The following is a 20668-nucleotide window of genomic DNA, read 5'->3' as shown; positions in this document are numbered from 1 at the left end:
GATGTCGGAGAAACTGTCATGAACGAACCGCAGAGCGGCCACCGGTTAAACGATGCGGTGAAAACGGACATTGAGAACTCCGTTCTCTGCTGGCTGGCCACTGTCGATGCCGATGGCACGCCCAATGTCAGCCCCAAGGAAATCTTCGGCTCTTATGGGGACGACCATATTGTGGTGGCAGATATTGCCTCCACCCACACGGTGCGCAATCTCCACGCCCATGCAACCGCCTGCGTCAGCTTTGTTGATGTGTTTCGCCAGCGCGGTTTCAAGATTGTCGGCATAGCCAGAATAATTGCGTCTGATGACCCGGATTTTGCTCATCTCGGCGCAGACTTGCTGCGCATGGCGGGCGATGATTTTCCCATCCGTCATGTCATCGCCATCAAAATCAGCCGCATTTCCCGCATCTGGGCACCCAGCTACAAACTGTTTCCGCAACGCAGCGACCAGCAGCGCATGCAAAGCGCCTATGATACCTATGGTGTCACGCCAATCCAGAAATAAGCACTGTCTTCTGGCAGGCCTAAAAGAGGAAGGATTACGGTAATGACAACACCAGCCCCACAGGATGATGGCGCAGCGTCCCACCTGAAGGGCATGGCCGTGCCTGAACTCACGCTGCCAGCCACCGATGGTACAAGCGTTTCCCTCAACCAGCCCGGCTTGACGGTCATCTATGCCTATCCGCGCACCAGTCCGCCGGATGGCGCAGCGCTTGATGGCTGGGACACCATACCTGGCGCCCGGGGCTGCACACCGCAATCCTGCGCCTTCCGGGATCATTTTGCGGAGCTGAAACAACTCGGCGCATCAAGGGTGTTTGGCCTTTCAACCCAGACAACGGACTACCAGAAAGAGGCCGCCGAAAGGCTGCATTTGCCATTTCCCTTGTTGTCGGATAGCGGCCTGTCTCTGGCGGATGCCTTGCGCCTGCCAACCTTTGATGCGGCTGGCCTGACACTTTTCAAACGTCTGACCATGATCATCGAAAATGGCCGCATCGCCCATGTCTTTTACCCGGTCTTTCCACCGGAGAAAAACGCGCAAGACGTCATCGACTGGCTGCGCAGCCGGACGTAAGATACATCCCATGCCACCAAAGCCTGTCACCATCTCCTTGAAGGAGATCCTTCAAAATGAGCAGTTTTCCGCTCCTGCCGTCCGAAAGTCATGACAACAACGGTTGTTCTCGGTGATGAATATGACCAGCATTTGCGCGCCGTGCTCGTGCAGGTGCTGTTACAATTGGGTGCTGTGCTGGAAAACCGCAACTGGGTTGTCGCCGGGTCGCAGGAGGTTGAAACCTTTCTCTGGCAGCTCGCCGATCAGGACATCACCGTTGCGGCAGAGACCTATATGGGCCTGTCCATATCGGGGGATGAAAACACCATCAACGATATCGCGCAGCGTGTTAGCCAGGCCGTGCAGGCTGCCAGCTGACTATCCGGCGTTACGATGGCCATAGGGCGACGGCCGGTACAAACGATCAGCCAGGCTGATTGTCGCTGCCAAACTGGACCGGTATTTTTCTTGCCAACTGGCTCTCATATTCAGTCCAGTGCTGGGTCATAAGAACGGCGGCGTGGGCGTCGCATTCTTGCCTGCGGACCGCGCCTGATCAGACCATGCTGGAGATGAATGTGAATGTTTGAACTGCCTGTTATCGATAGCCGCATTAGCACCATTGCCCCTGGTTTCAGGGCGGTCAGCATTCTGGTTGATGCCGTGTCCGCAGGGCGTGGCGCGCTTGATCCGGAAATCTTGCAAAGCGCTTGCGCTTCTGTGGTGGCGGGCGGCCCGGACTGGGCAGAGCCGCACCTTGCCAGTTGGGCGGATGCCTATCAGCGTTTTGGTGCAAAACCCAACCGCACGCCGTGTTCGGCGCAGGCACTGCGCAAACGTGTGCTGAAAGATGGCAGCATGCCGTCCATCAATCCTGTCGTGGATCTCTATAATGCTGTTAGCCTGCGATATGCCATTCCGGTGGGTGGCGAAAATGCGCAGGCCTATGTCGGCCATCCCTTTCTGACATTGGCCGACGGCACGGAGGTCTTTGATACTGTCATGAATGGCGAGGCCACAACCGAACATCCCGAACCGGGTGAGGTGATCTGGCGTGATGAGGTTGGTGTGACCTGCCGCCGCTGGAACTGGCGTCAGGGCGTGCGCACGCGGCTGGACAATACGCATGGGTGCATGTGGTTCGTGCTGGAAAGCCTGGAAACCATGCCTCAACAGGCGCTGGATGATGCCGCGTCGATGCTGGTAGATGGATTGAAGGTGCTGATGCCCGGCTGTACCATATCCCGCAAGCAAATCAGCATTGGCGCTTGAGCCACCATTCCTGCTTCATCTGCGATGCTCAGTTGCACGCAAAGCCACATCCAGAATTATTCATTTTTCAGGATGAGAGTGTCACGCTAAAGTCCGGCCATAACACCTGATATCTGGCCTTTTCGGCCAATCAGACTTCAACTCTTGCCATCAGGGAAATTCAAGCCTTGGCCTCTTATCCCTTGCTTCTCATTCAAGTCGGCACACCACCGGATGATATCAGAAAGCCGCTGGGCGATCTGCCGCTATGGTTTCAGCGTGCCGTTGGCCCCGACACGGAAACCCTTGCGGTCATCAGGGTGTTTGAGGGTGAAAGCCTGCCAGCGCCCGATAGCGTAAAAGGCGCCATCATCACCGGCTCCTGGGACATGGTAACGGACCGTCTGCCATGGAGCGAGGCAACGGCCGAGTGGATACGGCAGGCCATGGCCATCGACCTGCCGCTGTTTGGCGTCTGTTACGGCCATCAGCTCATTGCCCATGCGCTGGGCGGCGAGGTGGATTATCACCCTGAGGGCCGCGAAATCGGCACGCAGGCCGTTCGCCTGTTGCCGGGAGCCGAACAGGATCCGCTGGTCAGCACCATGCCCGCGCAATTTCCGGCCCATCTCACCCATATGCAGACGGTCATCCGCCTGCCGGAGGGCGCGCAAGCGCTGGCCGCTTCCAGCCATGATCCGCATCAGATCGTGCGTTATGGCCGCAACGCCATTTCCACGCAGTTCCACCCGGAATTTACGCCGGAAATTTCTGCGGCCATCATTCGCGTGCGGGCAGATGTGCTGCGTACCGAGGGGCGTGATCCCGATGATCTGCTGGCTGGCGTTGAGCATGCGGGCGAGCCGCTGGCGCTGCTGCGTCGGTTCGTTGCCCATGCGCTGAACCACCAGCCAACCACTGAGACAGCCTGATCAGCGCATTCCAGCTGGCGTGAGTGCGATCTGCTTCACGACGGATTTCAGACCTCGTCGACGTTGCGCGCTTTCAGCCACAGGCCGAACTCCTTGACAACGCTGACCACGTTTTCCAGACGTTTGCCATCTTCGGTCAGGGCATATTCCACCTTTACCGGCACGGTGGGATACACCGTTCGCTGAACCATCGCGGCCTCTTCAAGCGTGCGCAAATCAAGGGTCAGCATGCGCTGCGAAATGCCCGGTATCAGTCTGCGCAATTCATTGAAGCGCTTCGGGCCATCCACGAGGTAGGAGACGATCAACAGGCGCCAACGCCCGCCAAGCAGATGCATCGCTTCTTCAACGGAACAGCCGGATACCGTGTCTTTCATGGGGCATTACCTCTTTGCCATACCAGGTATAATTTATGTACCTAGATGACAAACTTTTGCGTTCTTACGTTTATATACCACCTGAATTACATAGAGTCCGCACCGTCTGCAAGCGCAAGGATGGTGTTGAATTCTATGGAGAATACCAGCAATGAAACTTTATTATATGCCCGCAGCCTGCTCGCTTTCGCCCCACATTGTCGCAAACGAACTGGGTCTTGAGGTCGAGTTCATAAAGGTGGATCACAATGATCACACCACGCAGCAGGGTAAAAACTTTCACAAGGTCAACCCGCACGGTTACATTCCGGCCCTTGAACTGGCAGATGGCACTATTTTGCGGGAAGGCCCTGTTATCGTTCAGTACCTGGCAGACTTGAAGCCGCAGGCAGGTTTGGTGCCGCTAAATGGCAGTTTTGAACGCTACAGGTTGCAGGAAATGCTCAGCTTCCTGTCAACGGAAGTCCACAAGGGTTTCATCCCGCTGCTTTATGCGCAGCAGGCCGGTGACTACATCAACACCGCGCGGCCAAAGCTGGAAAAACGGTTTTCATGGCTCAACGACCATCTCGCAGAGCGACCATTCCTCATGGGGCAAAACTTCTCGGTCGCGGATGCTTATCTGTTTGCCCTGACCGGCTGGGGGCAGGCGCCCTGGTTGAAGTCCTATTACAATGCGCCAATCCATTTTGATGGTCTTCAGCACCTTCAAGGCTGGTACCTGCGCGTCAAGGCGCGCGACGCGGTTGTAAAGTCTCTCTTGGAAGAAGGTCTGGACCTGAACTGACCACGGTCCCGCCCGGCGCCTGGCAGAAAACAGCCGTTATTCTGACGGCGCGGTGCTTCGCGTCGCTTTCTGCGCCGCCGCGGCATGAACACGCGCCAGCGCCAGAAAGGCCTTGAGGCCCGCTGACAGGTTTCGCCGGCCAGGGTAGTAGAGGCAAAGGCCGGGAAAGGGCGGTGTCCAGTCGTCAAGCAACCGCGTCAACCGGCCAGCCTCGATATCTGCCAGCACGCTTTGCTCCAAGAAAAAACCAATGGCGGTATGTTCCAGCACGGCGGTGCGTGACAGGCTGGTCTCATCGAGAATGATCGGCCCGCGCACATCGAGTTGCACGATCTCGCCATCTTTTTCCAGCCGCCACCGAAACAGCGATCCATCCGGCAACCGCACCCGAATGCAGGGGTGGTTCAGCAGGTCGGGCGGCACCAGCGGCACCCCGTGTTTGTCCAGGTATTCCGGTGTCGCCACAACGGCATAGCGTTGCGGGCGGCCAAGCGGCACGGCTATCATGTCGGTGGGAATAAGCCCGGCAACACGCACGCCAAGATCGAACCCGTCGGCCACGATATCAACCAGTCTCCCTTCGGTGACAATGTCGACCACCATGTCGGGGTAACGGCGCAGAAACTCCAGCACCAGTGGCGTGATGATCTCGCGTGCTGCAAAGGGTGCCGCATTGATGCGGATGGTACCGGAGGGCGTATCGCGCTCCGATCGCACCGCCTCCAGCCCGCTTTCAATGCCTTGCAGGGCGGGGCCAATCTGCTCAACGAACAATGTGCCTGCACTGGTTAAAGACAGGCTGCGGGTGGTGCGGTTAAACAGCCGCACGCCAAGGTTCGCCTCCAGCTTGTTGATCGCAAGGCTAAGCGCCGTGGTCGACATGTTCAGGTCAATGGCCGCCGCCCGGAATGTGCCGCGTCGCGTTATGGCCATCACCGCATTGAGATCCGCAAGGCTGGTTTTTTCCATCATGCCCAAAGTCAATTGTCCCGATATTCGCAATTCCTCATCCCGGTTTGTCCCACTTATCGGCATAAATGTCGAGTGTTACCTTAACTTCATCGGAAACACGCCGGGCAATTTGACCGCGTCGGTGCCGCTTACAGGAGATGACAGCATGACCGAATTTCTAACCTTGCGCGGCAAACGCGCGCTGATCACCGCTGGCACCAAAGGTGCCGGCAAAGCCACGGTTGATCTGTTTCGCCAATTGGGCGCACAGGTTCTCACCGCCGCACGCACCAAGTCGGATGACCTGCCGGAAGAGCTTTTTCTGGCCGCCGACCTGACGAGGGCGGAAGGTGCAACGGCACTGGCGCAGGCCGTGCAGCAGCGCCTGGGTGGCGTCGATATCATCGTGCATATGCTCGGCGGTTCATCCGCACCTGGCGGCGGCTTTGCTGCCCTGGGTGATGATGAGTGGAGCCGCGAACTTGACCTCAACCTGTTTCCTGCCGTGCGCCTTGACCGGGCGCTGGTGCCATCCATGGTCGCTCAGGGCCACGGGGTGGTCGTGCATGTTTCATCCATCCAAAGGGTGCTGCCACTGCCGGAATCCACCACCGCCTACGCTTCCGCCAAGGCCGCACTTTCCACCTATAGCAAGGCACTGTCGAAAGAAGTGTCGCCCAAGGGCGTGCGGGTGGTGCGCGTGTCGCCGGGCTGGATTGAAACCGAAGCATCGGTGCGTTTTGCCCATCGTATCGCAGAGCAGATCGGCGGAGATTACGAGGCCGGCAAACAGATGATCATGGATGGGTTGGGTGGCATACCGCTGGGGCGTCCGGCAAAACCGACAGAAGTCGCAGATCTCATAGCCTTTCTCGCCTCGGACCGCGCCGCATCCATCACAGGCACCGAACACATTATCGACGGCGGCACCGTGCCCACCGTTTAGTGGTCGCCACCAGGAACACATTTTACCAAACCGCAACACATCACGAATGCTTGAAAGGAGAACACCATGTCAATTCAGCTACCAAAGGCAATCGCCACCTATTTCGCAGCAGATAGAGAGGGCAATGCCGCGGATATTGCCAATTGTTTCCTCGATACCGCCTTTGTCCGGGACGAGGGCCACACCTATCTCGGCCGCGATGAAATCCGTCGATGGAAGGAGGAGGCGTCAACAAAATACCAATACACCGCAACGCCGTTCAACGTCACAACGGATGGCGCCCGCACCGTGGTCACCAGCCACCTCAGCGGCAATTTTCCCGGTAGCCCTGTGGACCTGCGTTACGCCTTTGTGCTGAGCGGCGATCTGATCGAGCAACTGGAGATTACGCTATAGTCGGTTCGTTGCAGCGTGTGGCAACAGATTATCGCTTTGTCCGACCAAGTCGGTGCTGCGCTACCGCCTCGGCGAGGCGTTTACGGATTTCGAGAAAAAACGCCTCGGGGACCATTCCGTAGTCCACTCGTGACGGATCTTCAGGACGCGGGCGTAATTCCGGACCGGGCCATTCGAATTCATTGACCTCTGAAACCCGCACCCAGTTCCTGTCTTTGTCCAAGCCGATCTCAGCACAAATTTCGGGTGGGATTTCGAGTGAATAGTCTTCTTGTCCAGGCTCGGGGTATGAGTGCGAGATAGGCACAACCAATGTTTTGTTGGTGGCCTTTGTGTAAAGCACAATAGCACAAGGCCTCTCTTTATTGCTGGTAGAGAGGCCTTTTTGATGGTCAATGTCCCACAGATAATCGAAGCGGATCACCAAACCCGGTACAGGATCGGGATAATTCACTCTGATGCTTTACCGTATTCTGCGTTCATGATTGCGCCCAGCATATCGTCATCCATGTCACTTGCATGAATGACACGGCGCTCCTTGCTTTTCAGGCGCTCATAATTTTCGAGCTCCTTCATGCTGATATAGGCGCCAATTGGACGACCGTGAGACGTAACCTCAACGCCGCCGGAAACCATCGCTTCGTCGCTATATTTGCCAAACTCTTTTGCGAAGGTTGTCGCGGCAACCCGAATTGCGTAAGCCATGGCCAAACTCCTTATGTTCTCTTTAAAATACGGAATTTCCGTAATTTGTCAAAGGTTGCAACAACCTCATGCCCGTGGCAGGTAATTAAAGCTCGGTGATAAACCCGGGCGCAATGCCTGCCGCATGGAGCAGATATGAAACGTTTACTCATCAGCCTGCTGGCCATGGCAAGCATTCCCTTCGGTGTCGCCACCGCCAGTCCCGCGACACCCCAAGTGGACACGGTCCGGGCTTTCCACGATGCGGTTCACGAAGGCAATGTTGCCGAGGTGCGCGCCATGCTGAAAACCAATCCGGCATTGGCCACCTCTGAGGACGAATACAAGTTTCAGCCTATCCACCTGATGGACATGTATTTCGAGCCGGACATTCTCGATCTGCTGCTAACGGCAGGTGCCGATATCAACGCGGGAAATGATGAGGGCGTCACCATTTTGCATATCATAACCGATCCCGATGCCGTCAGTGCGCTGGTGGAAAAGGGCGCAGATGTTGAGGCGCGCGATGCCAATGGCTGGACACCGCTGATCATGCAGGCCAACAATCAGCAAAACGGGCCGGATGTGGTTGCAGCCCTGCTGGAAAACGGCGCAAACCCCAATGCTGAGGGTAATGGCGGCGAAACCGCGCTGTCCTTTGCGCTTGAAACCGGGGATGAGGATTTCATAAAGGTGTTGAAGGCTGGCGGCGCAACGAAATAACGTCACGGTTTGATATGCGCCAAGGGAGAGGGGCATTTACAGTGGTTTGGAATATCAGGTCGTCACGCATCACCTACAAGAACCGCTGGATGGAGGTCCGCGAGGATGAATTCACCCGGGAGGACGGATCACCGGGCCTTTACGGTGTCGTCAGCAAGCCGGATTACGCACTGATTGTACCGCTGGACAATGACCACATCTATCTGGTCGAACAATACCGTTATCCGGTGTCGGGCCGTTATTGGGAGCTGCCACAGGGCAGCAGCGAGGCTGAACCGGAAAAAGACCCGGCGGAGCTGGCAAAGGCCGAACTGTCGGAAGAAACCGGCCTGACGGCACAAAGCCTGCAGCATGTCGGCCATCTGTTTCAGGCCTATGGTTATTCCAGTCAGGGTTTCAACATCTTCCTTGCGACCGGTCTTGTCCAGGGCAAACAAGATCTCGACCCGGAAGAACAGGGGCTGGTCTGCAAGGCCTTTCCCTTGGCTGAGATCAGGCAAATGATCGAGACAGGCAAGATCAAGGATAATGCAACACTTGCCGCCTTCGGCCTGTTGCAGATGAAGGGCCTGTTGTCTTTCGCTCCTTGAATACACCACGCGCTGATTGGCGCGGCTGCCTGGCATCTACGGGCGGTGACAAGGCCGCCTTTCATGCTATCAATGTGTCATAACAACCGCTTGGCGCTTGGGAGGCATCCATGGCAACCAGTCCTGTAAAAGGTCCCGCATCCTACTTTCCATCCATCGAGGCCAAATACGGCCGGCCGATTGCCGAGTGGAAAGAACTGATCCGTGGCCAGGGGGCCAAGAAACATATGGAACTGGTCAACTGGCTGAAGCAGGAACATGGCATGGGCCACGGCCACGCCAATGCGCTGGTGGCAGATACGCTGCGCGAACAGTGATTGCCGGCCGCTCAAGATCGGCGCAGCGCGGGCAAGTTCTGATCATCAGGGCGAGCCGGAAAAGCGAACCGAATAACAAGACAGAAAAACAGCGGTATCAACGCCCCGCTGTTTTGTTTTTTGCAGTTAAACAGCCTTATCCCTTCACGGTGATATCAGGCTTTACCTTCGCCACACTGACAGGTTGGCCGGGATTTAATCCAACGTAATTGCGACAGCCCTACCGACATGCCCGAAAAAAATGGCAGGTGCGGTATTTGAAATATGGTGCCTAAACTGCTGTTCTCCGTATGTGCGCGGGTTTCAGCAGCCGCGGCAATACACAGAGGAGGGGCGTTTGTGGCAAACGGGGCTGGAGATCAAATAGCAGTAGGTCAGGCTAAGTAATTGATCTATTTCATTTTTTAAGAAGGTTTAAATTCAACTCACCACATCCACAGCGTAATGCTTCTTTTCTACCTCTGCTAGGAGTTACGAAGTACATTTCGTTGCAGGTATCACAGCCAAATGTGCTCGTAAAAGCTCGAAATGCCTTAGCCACGGGCGCAAAGTCCTCTTTCCTGAAATTAGCCCATTCGTTGAAATGTACGGCCGTATTTATTTGCCAGTTTTCATAACCTGTAGTGGTTTTGGCTCGCCCAAATGTTTCTTCAATAACGTTGATTTTCTCTACTGTTTCTTTCTGATTCCACGAGTTGGCAGCAACCTTGGCTTTCTTGAGTAAATCGCCTAAGGAACTGGTCGCATTAGGAAGCAAATCACCTAAGGTGAATTGTGCGTCGCCTCTAAATTCGACGTCTGCGCGGAGGCGATCACACGCCTCCTTCGCAAAATACTCTAGATAATGTCTAAGAAGAGCTGCACCTGCTCTTACATCGTTTCTTGCAAGATGGCTCTCGACTTCTGTCCAAACGTCATGATCGTCCCATTCTGTGGGGCCAAGCTCCACGGTCCATGTACGGAAATGTGCAAAATTACGCCCTTTTATGAGACCCTCTGATTTCATGTGGCGTAACCAGATTTCGTCATGAGTGGTAAAAATGAATTGTGTGTTTGGAAACATCTCTTTCAGTAGCGTACATACTTGGCGGCGATGGCCTGAATCGACTGACATCAGCACATCGTCCAAGACTGCGAATGTGAAGTTTTGTCCAAGCAAATGATTCATCAGCGCTAGATAAAGGCAAAGGCCCATCCCATCTTGATGGCCCTCGCTATGGTATGCGCCAGGTGGGAAGTGCCCGCGACCATAGAAATCCACATTCAACCCAAGTTTGCCGATTGAAGGCATCAGTTTGGCCGTGAACGTGTTTTCGTCATCCTCATTAATTTTTCTATAGTAGTCGGCGAATTCGGTTTCGACCTCCTGATAGATTTTTTCGAGCGCGGCTGTTGTGACGTCGTCATAGCATTTGGCTGCATTTCTGGCCTGAATAGCACGCACGCTGAATGCTTCGCTTTTTAACCGTGCCGCCCAATAGCTATCAAGGCGCTCCTGGGCAACCACGAGGAAATCCCTAGCTGCATCTTGTTTAGTTGGATCCGGTATCGCAGAAATTGCGTCATAAAGTGAGGTTAGTACAGGTTCAATATCTTTGAAGATGTAGGGGGCTGAAAGTACTGATCGTGTATCCACAAGCGGAAGAAGATTCTGAAGTTGCTTGTATCTTCCCTGAAGTTTGGTTTTGAACTCAAAAAGTGCTTTGACGTCGATTTTTGGTGAAAATCTGTCTGCGTGATCAATCATAGCGTTGAGGGCGGTACCGACGGAATATATTCCGTTGAGGATGGGATGAAGTTCGGACTCAAGAGCAAGACGCTTTTTGCTTACAGATTCTAGATGAGCTAATTTATTTGCTAGGTGCGTTGTGAAGTCATCTGGATCAAATTGGGTGTCGCACACGGGACAGGAAGAGCCGTCATAGAGTTGCAATGCCAATTGCAAAAGAGATTCTCGCGTTAATCCATTGAGATTTTCGGCATCCCTTTCAAGCGCTGCCGCGCTAGCATCTGCGATTGAGCATACTTCCTTAAAGTGATCAGTTTGAAGCTCGTGGAGCGCTTTCCGGAGAGCAAGAAAATCTGCGCTAGCGTGTACTTTAAGTACACGGCTTGGTGCATTTGTTGATGTGGTTGCTAGGCCATCCTTCACAGAAGTGCTGGCGTCAAGGTTTAATAACGATGGTAAGCTAAGCAATTCTCGACGTTCGTTGATAGCGGCGAGAATAGGTGCATTACCAAATTGTGGGATGTCTAATGCAGTCAATACGCTAGTGATCGCATCGTTTTCGGCGCGTTCAAATCCCGACAGGTCTTTAGTGTAACCATTGGCAATCTTGTGTAGTACGCCACGCAACTTTTCTATGTCATTGAGACGCAGAAGCGATTGAACCTGCTTCGAACGTTCGCTTGGCTCGGAAAGTACATATTTAATGAGTTCTCGGCGTGAAAGAGCGAATTCGGGGTGAAGGTTGATGTTTTGGAATGCGGCGATCACGTCATGATCAGCCGGATTTATTATCGGCGTATTAGCATGCTCGACGACACGAGAAATTCGCGCCTTTTTATTACCCAACGAAGGTATCGTGACATCAAGAGTGACCGATGCCGCCTTGGGTTTATTACGGCTGTCGACGTGTGGACCATGGGATTTGACTGATAGCCCACCAGTCCCCGAGCCAGCTAGCCGCGAGATGTTCCCGGTTAACGCGAATTCGATGGCGTCTACTATTCCACTTTTACCTGTTCCATTAGGTCCGCATGCCGCGAAGTTTTGCCCCTTTAGTTCCAGAGTTAATTCCCGGATCCCGCGAAATTCTTTAATATGTATCTTATCAATTTGGATCATGGCTTGTCCGGGAAGAAAGCGGAACGGATTGCTGGTTCAGCGAATACACCGTCTTCTAGGACAATTTTTCGAAGTCTTGGAGCTATCTCAGCGAAGCACTCGTCCTTTTGTAGAGTGTCAAAAAAATCGATGAGAATTTTTGTCGCTACCGACTGCGTTATCGAAGGTTTCCCTTCTTCAATTTTTTCATATGTACTGTTCATTTTTCTTCCCCCTGAAAAAAAACGTACCAGCAAATATTTATTCTGCGAAGATTTTTTAACTCTGTGAGATGAGCGTATTAATGCGGCATCAAAAGAAATGTTCTGGCGGAGCGACGCCCACCACCTTACCTCCATCCCCTGAAAATGCTTTAAAGCACGCATGACCAAACCCACGCCTGAACAGACTGAACAACTCACCCACGCTCTTGAGCGGTTTACGCGTCGTTTCAAGGTGGCCGAGGCAACGGCCGCCATGGACAATGCGTTAAGCGCGCTTGATGTGCAGACCCTGCTGTTCGTGTCGGATCACAAGGGCTGCGGCCTGGGCGATGTTGCCCGTTACCTGCAGGTGCCGCTGACCACCATGTCATCGGCCGTTGACCGGCTGGTGCGCAAGGACATGGTGTTGCGCCAGCGACCGGAGGAAAACCGCCGCGCCGTCGCATTGTCGCTGACCGAGCAAGGGCAGGGTGCTGTTGCCGGTTACATCGCCGGTTACGGTGCCACCTGTCACGCCATGCTGGAAGCGCTCGACCCGACCGAACGAGACGAATTTGTGCGGCTGACGCAGAAAATATCAAAATCCGAATATTGAATAATACGAAATTCGTAGTATTTGTCTGATCAGTGAAACGATCAGGGATTTTACGATGAGCGATTTAAACCGCATCGCGTTGGTAACCGGTGCCAACAAGGGCATTGGCCTTGCCATTGCCCGCCAGCTGGGTGCGCAGGGGCATTCTGTCTGGCTGGGTTGCCGCGATCTTGCGCGCGGAGAAGCTGCCGCCGAGCAGCTGCGTGCTGAAGGCATAAAGGCGCAGGCCGTGCAGCTGGATGTGACAGATGATGCGAGCGTCGCCAGTGCCGTTGCCACGCTATCCCACCACGCGGACCGGCTGGATGTGCTGGTCAACAATGCCGGTGTGATGTTTGCCCCGCCGCCATCCTTGGCCGAAGAAAGTCTCGATGATGTCAGGCAGATGTTCGACACCAACGTGTTTGGTGTGTTGCGGGTCACACAGGCGTTTTTGCCTCTGTTGCGCAAATCCAGCGCCGCGCGTGTGGTGATGATGAGCAGTGGTCTGGCCTCCATCAACGACGCCATGGACATGCGCAGCGAAACCTGGACAGTCGGTTTTGGCGGTTATTGCAGTTCCAAAACCGCGCTCAACATGCTGACCGTCAAACTGGCGAAAGAGCTGGATCGTGATGGCATCAAGGTCAATGCGGTTGACCCCGGCCTGACCTCGACAGACATGACCGGAAACGGCCCCGGCCACTCGGTTGATGTCGGCGCACGCCCCGCCGTGGCGCTGGCCACAACCCATGCCTATGGCCCAACCGGCGGCTTTTTTGCCTGCGCACCATCAGGTGAGCTCATCCAAAAAAGCTGGTAGTCGGCTCGGGATAAGGGGCGGCGGCGACACTGCCGCCTTCCTCTAAAACTTCAGCTGGGTCAAACGTCAGCAGGTCGTAAGACGCTACATCCTCGAAGCCCAGTTTTTTGTAGATCGGGTATCCGCTGCTGCTGGCCTGCAGTGTTGCCACATCAAGGCCAAGTTCACGTCCTGCCATGCAGGCCGCATGGGTCAAGGCCGTGCCGATGCCACGGCAACGATGGCTCTTCTTCGTCGAGACAAGGTAGATGCCCGCAATCCCTTCATGTACGAAAAGCTCCGATGTTCCTACGATTTCTCCGTCAGAGAATGCGGCAAAGCGCGTCAACTGGCCCGGCGCGTCAGAGCGGTTTTGCTCCACCCGCAACATGGTGGCGATATCTTCTTTCCGCGCACCCACAGACTCGCTGTAACTTTGAACCCAGGGGAAAAGAGCAGCACCTTCCTGCAACCGCACGATCGTCCAGTGGGGTGAGGGTGTTGGCCTAGTGGCGAGTTTTTGTAGCTGAATTGCCATCACTGGCAATGTTGCGCTCAGTTTTGCACCGGCACTGATTACGTCCTCTGCGGCGGTTGCGTAGCTGTCCGGACCGACCCACCACACAGATGGCAGGTCGCTGAGTTGCGATACGACCTCACGGATCTCTTCAGCGCTCGCCGCGCTCATGTGGATGACGCCGTTAAGCTGATGGTGCGGCACACCGGTGCGGTAAACGGCAATAGGTCCATCAGAGTGTGGAGCCTGCGAATAATTCAGCCAGTATTGCCGACAATTGGCCAGCATCGCTGCCACGTCATATTGGTTTTGATGTGTTTTTAAAGCATGTGTCATCTTAAAGCCCATCGCTGCGTGATGAGGCATCTGGCACCATCGCCGTTGCGGGGCGGTATCAAAACGCCGTCGTCGGGTTTCAAATGCAACCTCGCAGCACTTGCCCGCATCTGTCGGCGACGCGTGCTCGGGCGGGATGATGCGAAACCGCCGCGACGCCACCGTTTCCGCACCCCCCGCCAAGAAAGGTTGTGTCCTCGGTCAAAATTCTTATCCTCGTGGCCAGACGTCCATAGTGTGACCATGTCGAGGGTATCCGATGCAGGCAACAGATGCTGACTATGCCGATGTCGTGGAGTGGCGACGAGACCTTCACGCCCATCCGGAATTGCAGTTTGAGGTTCACCGTACGGCGGCTTTTGTGGCGCAAAAGCTCACCGAATTCGGCTGTGATGAGGTCGTCACGGGCATTGGCAAAACCGGCGTGGTTGGCGTTATCAAGGGGCAAAAACAGGCGAGCGGCCGGGTCATTGGCCTGCGGGCCGATATGGATGCCCTGCCGATAGAGGAAGAAACCGGCGCGCCATGGGCCTCCAAAACCAAAGGTGTCATGCATGCCTGCGGGCATGATGGCCACACCGCCATGTTGCTGGGCGCGGCGCGTGAACTGGCACGCAGCCGCGCTTTTGATGGTACCGCCGTGGTCATTTTCCAGCCAGCGGAAGAGGGCGGTGGTGGTGGCAGGGCCATGGTGGAGGATGGCCTGATGGACCGCTTCGCCATTAATGAAGTCTATGCCATGCACACCGAACCCGGTCTGCCCATTGGCCAGTTCATGACGGCAAGCGGACCCTTGGCCGCCTCCGCCGATGGGTTTCGCATTCGCATTGATGGCAAGGGCGCGCATGGCGCATCACCGCATGTCAGTGTGGATCCGCTGGTGGTCGGCGCCAACATTCTGCTGGCGTTGCAAACCATCGTGTCGCGCAATGTGCATCCGCGCCAGTGCGCGGTGGTCACGGTGGGCTGGATGGCCGGCGGCAAGGCGGGCAATGTCATTCCGCAAACCGCTGAAATGGGCGGCACGACAAGAACCTTTGACCCCGCCACCCGCGACCTCATGGAAAAGCGCATAACCGACATCGCCACCCATGTGGCAACGGCCTATGGCGCAACGGCAACCGTGACCTACAAACACATGTTTCCGCCGGTGGTAAACCATGGCAAACAAACCGCTTTTGCGGTTGATGTCGCCAGGTCACTGGTCGGTGATGAAAATGTCAATGGCACCATGGAGCCATTGATGGGCTCGGAAGATTTCGCCTTCATGCTGGAGGCACGCCCTGGCAACATCATGCTGATTGGCAATGGCGACGGCCCGTCAGTCCATGAAGCGGGCTATGATTTCAACGACGCCGCCATTCCCCACGGCATCGCTTACTTCAAGGCGCTGGTGGAGCGTGGTCTGCCTCTGGTGTGATCCCAATGCTCCAAAAGCGTACTGAACAGGCCGAGCGGCTCCGCCTGTCTGAACCGACCCACCACACAGAGGGCAGGTCGCTGAGTTGCGAGACGACCTCACGGATCGCGCCAGCGCTCACCGCGCTCATGTGGATGACGCCGTTAAGCTGATGGTGCGGCATGGCGGCAGGCCGCTAAGGCACCGACTACGGGATTGCCAGCACTGTTCCCGTTCGCACGAGTTTACTTGATATTTACAGGAACCGTGTTATCACAACTTTCACGAGTGGATACCCGTGCAGACCATTGGGCACCAGGGGCGGTCAGTATGAGCTATCAAGACGTCATAGGCCTGCTGAATACGAGCATGTCTGCACTATTTTGCGTATCTATGCTCGTGCTGTGGCGCCAACACCGACACCTTACCTATATTCGGATCTTCGTTCTTTCATACGGGATAAGAGCTCTCTGTTTTGGTATATTTTATTTTGCTTTTGCGCTGGAGGATCCGGTGCTGAGGCTGATGGCCAACGTGTTTTTGATGTTATCAATGATATTGTTGTCTATTGGACTGTCCAACCGGAGCGGGCAACGCCCTCACTATCTCATCCTGTTGTGTATCGCCGCAATTGCGTTGGGCGCGCTCTATTACCATCAGTTTGTAGAGCAAAGCCTGCTATTACGGGTTATTTACCTAAATAGCGGTCTCGCTGCGGTCGGTCTTGTGATGCTGCTTGATCTTGCGAAGATCCCGGATCGCACGCCGGTCGAGCACGTGCTGATTGGCTTGATAAGCATTTCGTGTGTCGGCTTCCTTCTTCGTCCATTGTTTTTGCTCGCTTCAGCGAGCGCGGAGGGCGGATTCGAAGGAGCGTATTGGCTGGTTGTCTCGATCTCGGATGCTCTGATCTCCGCGATGACAGCGGTAGGGATTTTCGCGGTGATCGCGAGTGACGTGATGGAAAGGATCAAATCCGATGCACAGATCGATGCCTTGTCGGCATTATTGAATCGTCGCGGATTTGAAGAGCGAGCCATCAAGGCGTTGGGGCGGCAGACCACTGATGCTCGCGTCACGATGATCATGAGCGACCTCGATCACTTCAAATCGATCAATGACCGCTTCGGACATAGCAGCGGTGACAGGGTCATTCGAGCATTCTCCGACGTTCTCAAGGATAAGGCTCCTCGTGATGCGATCATCGCCCGCTTGGGCGGAGAAGAATTTGCTATAATGCTCGCGCCGGGACAGACCGCCGCTGCACCTATTTTTGCTGAGGCCGCCCGGCTCGCTTTCAAGGAATTGGCGCCCAGTATCCTTTCTAACGAATTGAGCCCAACGGCGAGCTTTGGCATCGCGGTTGCAAACAAAGGGGACAATCTGCCGACGTTAATGGATCGTGCAGATCGCGCGCTTTACCTGGCAAAAAACGAAGGGCGCGATTGTATCCGGCAAGTGGGCTAAAGCGGTTCCTAAACCTCTTCGATACCTCGCAGGAGTTCGCGCGGACTGCCGCTGGCGTGATGCCAATGCTCCAAAAACGGCAGGACAGGCCGAGCAGCCCAACCTGTCCGGTCAGATCACGGCCTTACGCTTTCCCATGTTTTTTCACATATGCGTCGTGATATTCATCGGCCATCTTGCGCAATGACCGGCCAATTGCCGCATATTCAAACTCGTTGAGGTTGGCCAGCGAGGCGCGGCCGGATGGGTGCTGGGTGCCAAAACCCCGGCCGGGCAGAAGAACGATGCCGGTTTCATCGGCAATGCGGAACAGCAGTTCGTTGGCGGAAAACTCCTGTTTTACCCAGGCGGCAAACTCCTTGCCGTAAAGTTTGAGCGCTACCTTTTCGAGGTCGAGCAGCGTGTAATAATCAACTGCGTTTTCATCGTTTGGCATCTCAATGCCCAGCTCCGCGTAAAGTGCGGCCTGCCGGCGGCGTATCACACGTTTCAGCGTCGCCTTGTAACTTTCATGTTCATCCATAAGCGCAAACAGCGAAAACAGCACCATCTGCACCTGCTGCGGTGTGGAAAGCCCGGCGGTATGGTTCAGTGCCACGGTGCGGCTGTCTGCCACCAGACGATCGATGAATTTCAGCGCCGAGACATCGGTGATGATGGATGAGTATCGTTTGTCGAGCGCGGATTTCACACCGTCGGGCAGGGCGGCAATTGCATCGTCCAGCACATTGTCATGGTGCATGGCAATGGCGCCAAGTCTCCAGCCGGTGGCACCGAAATATTTGGAGTAGGAATAGACCAGCACGGTGTTGTTGGGGCACAGCGCAAACAGCGATTGGAAGTTGTCGGCAAAGGTGCCGTAAACATCATCGGTCAGGATCATCAGATCAGGCCGGTCATGTCTGACAATGTCGGCAATCCGTTGCAGGCTGCGCGCGTCCAGCTTTACCGATGGCGGGTTGCTGGGGTTGGAGCAGAAGAAAATCTTGATATCGGGGTCTTTCAGCTTGTCCAGCTCGGCATCGGAATATTGCCAGCCCGCATCCGGGTCGGCATTGATCGCCACTTCCTCAAGCCCGTAGGTCTCCAGTTCGGGAATTTCGATATAGGGCGTGAACACGGGCATGCCGATGGCCACCTTGTCGCCCTTCGTCAAAAGGTGGTTTTTCTTCAGCGTGTCAAACACATAGGTCATGGCCGCCGTGCCGCCCTCGGTGGCAAACACGTCCACATCCTTGGCCGAGATCAGGCCTGCCGCCATTTCTTTCATCAGATATTGGCAGACGATCGTCTCGCTGATGCGCAACATGCGTGGTGGCACCGGGTAATTGCAGCCCAGAATGCCCTCGACCATTTCATGCAGAAAATCAGAGGCTGAAAGCCCTAGCTGGTCGCGCACATAGCTGATGGCGCGGCGCAGAAAATCCACGCCTTCCTGGTCGCGGTTGTCGGCAATGTAACGTTCAAACCGCGCCTCAATGCCCTCAATGCGCGGCAGGCCGCCCACACCCTGCTGCATGTAGGAGAATGACAGCTCGGATTCGGTTGCCGCAAACAGTCCCAACCGGAAAAACGCGCGGCGCGGCAGCGTGGCAAGAAAGTTCGGGTTGCCCCGTCCGGCATTCAGCATAACCATGCCAGCCTTGCCGGATGCCAGCTTGATAAGCTCGTCTTTCAGTTCAAACGGGCTGAGTTTGGTAAACTGCTTGTAATCGGTCATGACGTCTCTCCGGGGAATTATACGAACGCGACGATCAGCGGCCCCAGCAATGTCAGAAAAACATTGGCCAGCGCATAGGTAATGGCAAAAGGCGTGGTGGGAACGGAGTTTCCGGCCTTGTCGAGAATTTCACCAAAGGCGGGGTTTGCACTGCGCGAGCCGGACAGCGCACCGGCAAACACGGCAACATTGTCATAGCGCAGCACATATCGGCCAACCAGCATGGTAATGATCAGCGGCAGTATGGTCACAATCACCCCCGCGACAAAAATCGACAGGCCGCTTTGCAGGATTGTGCTGACGGCCTGCTGGCCGGATTGCAGGCCAACCACCGCCACGAAGCCGGCAAGGCCAAGGTCACGCAGCAGCGTGGAGGCTGAAGTCGGCAGGTTGCCAAGCGTCATGTGCCGGCTGCGGTACCAGCCAAACACCAGGCCGGAAAGCAGCGCACCCCCGCCGGAGCCAAGTGTCAGCGGAATGGAGCCGATGCGCACCACGGCAAGGCCAATCAGCAGGCCAAGCGCCACACCAAGCCCGTGAAACACAAAGTCGGTCTTGTCGCTGGGTATGATTTCCGGGCCAACCCGTGTGGCCAGCCGTTGCAGATCTTCCTGCACGCCGTGCACGGTCACAATGTCACCGGCCTTGATCACCGTGTCATTGGCAAGTTGCTGTTTGCTGCCGCCGCGTGTCACGGCCAGCACGTAAATGCCATGGCGCAACTCGCCGCTGGCGCTCAATATCTGCGCCACGGTGTGGTCGACAAATTCCTTGCCCTGCACAACGATGTCGCGGGTGGTCACCACCAGTTCCATGCCTTCGCCGCCCGCAACCTCGCTGCCCAGTCTGTCTTGAAGCCCAACAACGCCAGTGCGCCGCCCAACAATCAGCACCAGATCGCCAGATTGAAGTGTGGTTGCGGCATCGATACCAATGATTTTGCCATCGCGTTTTATGCGCTCGATGGTCACGGTACCGCCGGGGCCAAGCGCTTCCGCTTCGGTCACCGTTTTGCCGGCTGCCGCCTCTATCTGGTACACGCGGCCAACAAGGTCGGGCAGGGCAGGCGCTTCTCCAACGCCGTAAACCCGCGCACCCCGCAGCATTTCCGCTTCGGCTTTCACGGCATCGTCGCGAATGCCGCGTTTCATGAACCAGGGCAGAAAGTTGACGCAGACGATGATCGCGCCGAACGAGCCAAAAATATAGGTCACCGCGTAACCAATGGCGACATTGGCTTGCAGGCGCTGCGCCTCATCTGCCGCAAGGCCAAGTTTTTCAATCGCCGAACCAGCCGTGCCAATGACGGCAGATTGGGTAAGCCCACCCGCCGCAATGCCGGCCGCCAACCCCTTGTCCAGCCCCATGACTTTTGCCAGCACAACCACGGTCACCAGACCGCTGATTGCCAGCACCGCCGCCATGACGATTTCACGGATGGAGTGTCGCCCAAGCGAACGAAAGAACTGCGGTCCGCTTTCAAAACCAACCGCGTAAATGAACAGCGCAAACAGCACGGTCTTGATGCCATTGTCTATCTGCACGCCAAATTGGCTAATCAGCACGGCGGCCAGCAAAGAGCCAGCAACACCACCAAGCTGGAATTTTCCAAACTGGAATTTCCCCACCCAATATCCAAGGGCGAGAGACAGGAACAAGGCAATTTCAGGAGAATGGCGGAATATATCTGCGATGAAGGACATGTGCTTTCCTTCTTGTGGCATGAGATGGAGTAATGCTCGACAAACGCAATCAGGTCATAACTAGGCAAAGAATTTCAGTT

General features: G+C 55.5%; 24 protein-coding genes. 15 read left to right on the top strand and 9 right to left on the bottom strand.

Annotated elements, in window-relative coordinates:
• The first annotated feature begins 18 nt into the window (after positions 1-18).
• From M2418_RS10990 to M2418_RS10970, 5 genes are all read left to right on the top strand, one after another.
• On the top strand, positions 19-507 hold the full coding sequence (locus tag M2418_RS10990; RefSeq protein ID WP_259146453.1) for a pyridoxamine 5'-phosphate oxidase family protein: 489 nt from the start codon (positions 19-21) through the stop codon (positions 505-507).
• A gap of 42 nt (positions 508-549) precedes the next feature.
• Positions 550-1083: a peroxiredoxin gene (locus tag M2418_RS10985; protein WP_259146452.1), complete on the top strand. Its 534-nt coding sequence runs from the start codon at positions 550-552 to the stop codon at positions 1081-1083.
• A gap of 90 nt (positions 1084-1173) precedes the next feature.
• A complete protein-coding gene (locus tag M2418_RS10980; protein WP_259146451.1) occupies positions 1174-1443 on the top strand; it encodes a hypothetical protein in 270 nt (89 codons plus the stop codon).
• Between the two features lie 204 nt (positions 1444-1647).
• Entirely contained in the window at positions 1648-2337 is a 690-nt protein-coding gene (locus M2418_RS10975; RefSeq protein WP_259146450.1) for a B3/4 domain-containing protein, read from the top strand.
• A 167-nt stretch (positions 2338-2504) separates the two neighbouring features.
• Entirely contained in the window at positions 2505-3248 is a 744-nt protein-coding gene (locus tag M2418_RS10970; RefSeq protein ID WP_259146449.1) for a glutamine amidotransferase, read from the top strand.
• Between the two features lie 47 nt (positions 3249-3295).
• Here the strand turns inward: M2418_RS10970 and M2418_RS10965 are convergent, their stop codons facing one another.
• Complete coding sequence (locus tag M2418_RS10965) at positions 3296-3625, bottom strand: helix-turn-helix domain-containing protein (RefSeq protein WP_259146448.1); 330 nt, start codon at positions 3623-3625, stop codon at positions 3296-3298.
• A gap of 151 nt (positions 3626-3776) precedes the next feature.
• Between M2418_RS10965 and M2418_RS10960 the strand changes: the two genes are divergently transcribed.
• Complete coding sequence (locus tag M2418_RS10960) at positions 3777-4412, top strand: glutathione S-transferase N-terminal domain-containing protein (RefSeq protein ID WP_259146447.1); 636 nt, start codon at positions 3777-3779, stop codon at positions 4410-4412.
• A gap of 36 nt (positions 4413-4448) precedes the next feature.
• Here the strand turns inward: M2418_RS10960 and M2418_RS10955 are convergent, their stop codons facing one another.
• A complete protein-coding gene (locus M2418_RS10955) occupies positions 4449-5381 on the bottom strand; it encodes a LysR family transcriptional regulator (protein WP_259146673.1) in 933 nt (310 codons plus the stop codon).
• A gap of 148 nt (positions 5382-5529) precedes the next feature.
• On the opposite strand from M2418_RS10955, the gene M2418_RS10950 reads away from it, so the two are divergent.
• Positions 5530-6309: an SDR family oxidoreductase gene (locus M2418_RS10950; protein ID WP_259146446.1), complete on the top strand. Its 780-nt coding sequence runs from the start codon at positions 5530-5532 to the stop codon at positions 6307-6309.
• 66 nt (positions 6310-6375) lie between these two features.
• A complete protein-coding gene (locus tag M2418_RS10945) occupies positions 6376-6705 on the top strand; it encodes a nuclear transport factor 2 family protein (protein WP_192491335.1) in 330 nt (109 codons plus the stop codon).
• Between the two features lie 28 nt (positions 6706-6733).
• Here the strand turns inward: M2418_RS10945 and M2418_RS10940 are convergent, their stop codons facing one another.
• Complete coding sequence (locus M2418_RS10940) at positions 6734-7159, bottom strand: hypothetical protein (protein WP_259146445.1); 426 nt, start codon at positions 7157-7159, stop codon at positions 6734-6736.
• Positions 7156-7410, bottom strand: a complete 255-nt coding sequence (locus M2418_RS10935; protein WP_250982512.1) for a hypothetical protein — start codon at positions 7408-7410, stop codon at positions 7156-7158. The genes M2418_RS10940 and M2418_RS10935 overlap by 4 nt, the downstream gene beginning before the upstream one ends.
• Before the next feature lie 135 nt (positions 7411-7545).
• Here M2418_RS10935 and M2418_RS10930 point away from each other — a divergent pair, with 135 nt between their 5' ends.
• From M2418_RS10930 to M2418_RS10920, 3 genes are all read left to right on the top strand, one after another.
• Positions 7546-8112 carry an ankyrin repeat domain-containing protein gene (locus M2418_RS10930; protein WP_259146444.1) on the top strand — a complete coding sequence of 189 codons (567 nt, stop codon included), beginning with the start codon at positions 7546-7548 and terminating at the stop codon, positions 8110-8112.
• A 41-nt stretch (positions 8113-8153) separates the two neighbouring features.
• Positions 8154-8702, top strand: coding sequence for an NUDIX hydrolase (locus M2418_RS10925; RefSeq protein WP_310503192.1), 549 nt, complete (start codon positions 8154-8156; stop codon positions 8700-8702).
• A gap of 110 nt (positions 8703-8812) precedes the next feature.
• On the top strand, positions 8813-9019 hold the full coding sequence (locus M2418_RS10920) for a DUF4287 domain-containing protein (RefSeq protein WP_259146443.1): 207 nt from the start codon (positions 8813-8815) through the stop codon (positions 9017-9019).
• Positions 9020-9416: 397 nt separating this feature from the next.
• On the opposite strand, the gene M2418_RS10915 is transcribed toward M2418_RS10920, so the two are convergent.
• Both M2418_RS10915 and M2418_RS10910 read right to left on the bottom strand, forming a co-directional pair.
• Positions 9417-11867, bottom strand: coding sequence for an AAA family ATPase (locus tag M2418_RS10915; RefSeq protein ID WP_259146442.1), 2451 nt, complete (start codon positions 11865-11867; stop codon positions 9417-9419).
• Positions 11864-12232 (bottom strand): hypothetical protein, encoded by a 369-nt coding sequence (locus tag M2418_RS10910; protein ID WP_259146441.1) that lies wholly within the window; start codon positions 12230-12232, stop codon positions 11864-11866. The genes M2418_RS10915 and M2418_RS10910 overlap by 4 nt, the downstream gene beginning before the upstream one ends.
• Between M2418_RS10910 and M2418_RS10905 the strand changes: the two genes are divergently transcribed.
• Both M2418_RS10905 and M2418_RS10900 read left to right on the top strand, forming a co-directional pair.
• Positions 12231-12665 carry a MarR family winged helix-turn-helix transcriptional regulator gene (locus tag M2418_RS10905; RefSeq protein WP_259146440.1) on the top strand — a complete coding sequence of 145 codons (435 nt, stop codon included), beginning with the start codon at positions 12231-12233 and terminating at the stop codon, positions 12663-12665. The two genes, M2418_RS10910 and M2418_RS10905, sit on opposite strands and share 2 nt — an antisense overlap.
• 55 nt (positions 12666-12720) lie before the next feature.
• Positions 12721-13467, top strand: a complete 747-nt coding sequence (locus M2418_RS10900; RefSeq protein ID WP_259146439.1) for an SDR family oxidoreductase — start codon at positions 12721-12723, stop codon at positions 13465-13467.
• On the opposite strand, the gene M2418_RS10895 is transcribed toward M2418_RS10900, so the two are convergent.
• A complete protein-coding gene (locus tag M2418_RS10895; protein ID WP_259146438.1) occupies positions 13448-14299 on the bottom strand; it encodes a GNAT family N-acetyltransferase in 852 nt (283 codons plus the stop codon). The two genes, M2418_RS10900 and M2418_RS10895, sit on opposite strands and share 20 nt — an antisense overlap.
• 259 nt (positions 14300-14558) lie before the next feature.
• Here M2418_RS10895 and M2418_RS10890 point away from each other — a divergent pair, with 259 nt between their 5' ends.
• Together M2418_RS10890 and M2418_RS10885 are read left to right on the top strand one after the other, a co-directional pair.
• Complete coding sequence (locus tag M2418_RS10890) at positions 14559-15719, top strand: M20 aminoacylase family protein (protein WP_259146437.1); 1161 nt, start codon at positions 14559-14561, stop codon at positions 15717-15719.
• Positions 15720-16028: 309 nt separating this feature from the next.
• Positions 16029-17165, top strand: coding sequence for a diguanylate cyclase (locus M2418_RS10885; RefSeq protein ID WP_259146436.1), 1137 nt, complete (start codon positions 16029-16031; stop codon positions 17163-17165).
• Between the two features lie 124 nt (positions 17166-17289).
• On the opposite strand, the gene M2418_RS10880 is transcribed toward M2418_RS10885, so the two are convergent.
• Both M2418_RS10880 and aspT read right to left on the bottom strand, forming a co-directional pair.
• Positions 17290-18885, bottom strand: coding sequence for a bifunctional aspartate transaminase/aspartate 4-decarboxylase (locus M2418_RS10880; RefSeq protein ID WP_259146435.1), 1596 nt, complete (start codon positions 18883-18885; stop codon positions 17290-17292).
• A gap of 17 nt (positions 18886-18902) precedes the next feature.
• Entirely contained in the window at positions 18903-20588 is a 1686-nt protein-coding gene (gene aspT / locus M2418_RS10875; protein WP_259146434.1) for an aspartate-alanine antiporter, read from the bottom strand.
• Positions 20589-20668 lie beyond the last annotated feature (80 nt).

Source organism: Rhizobium sp. BIGb0125, from assembly GCF_024810055.1.
GTDB lineage: Bacteria > Pseudomonadota > Alphaproteobacteria > Rhizobiales > Rhizobiaceae > Agrobacterium.
This window is presented reverse-complemented; position numbering and strand designations above follow the sequence as displayed.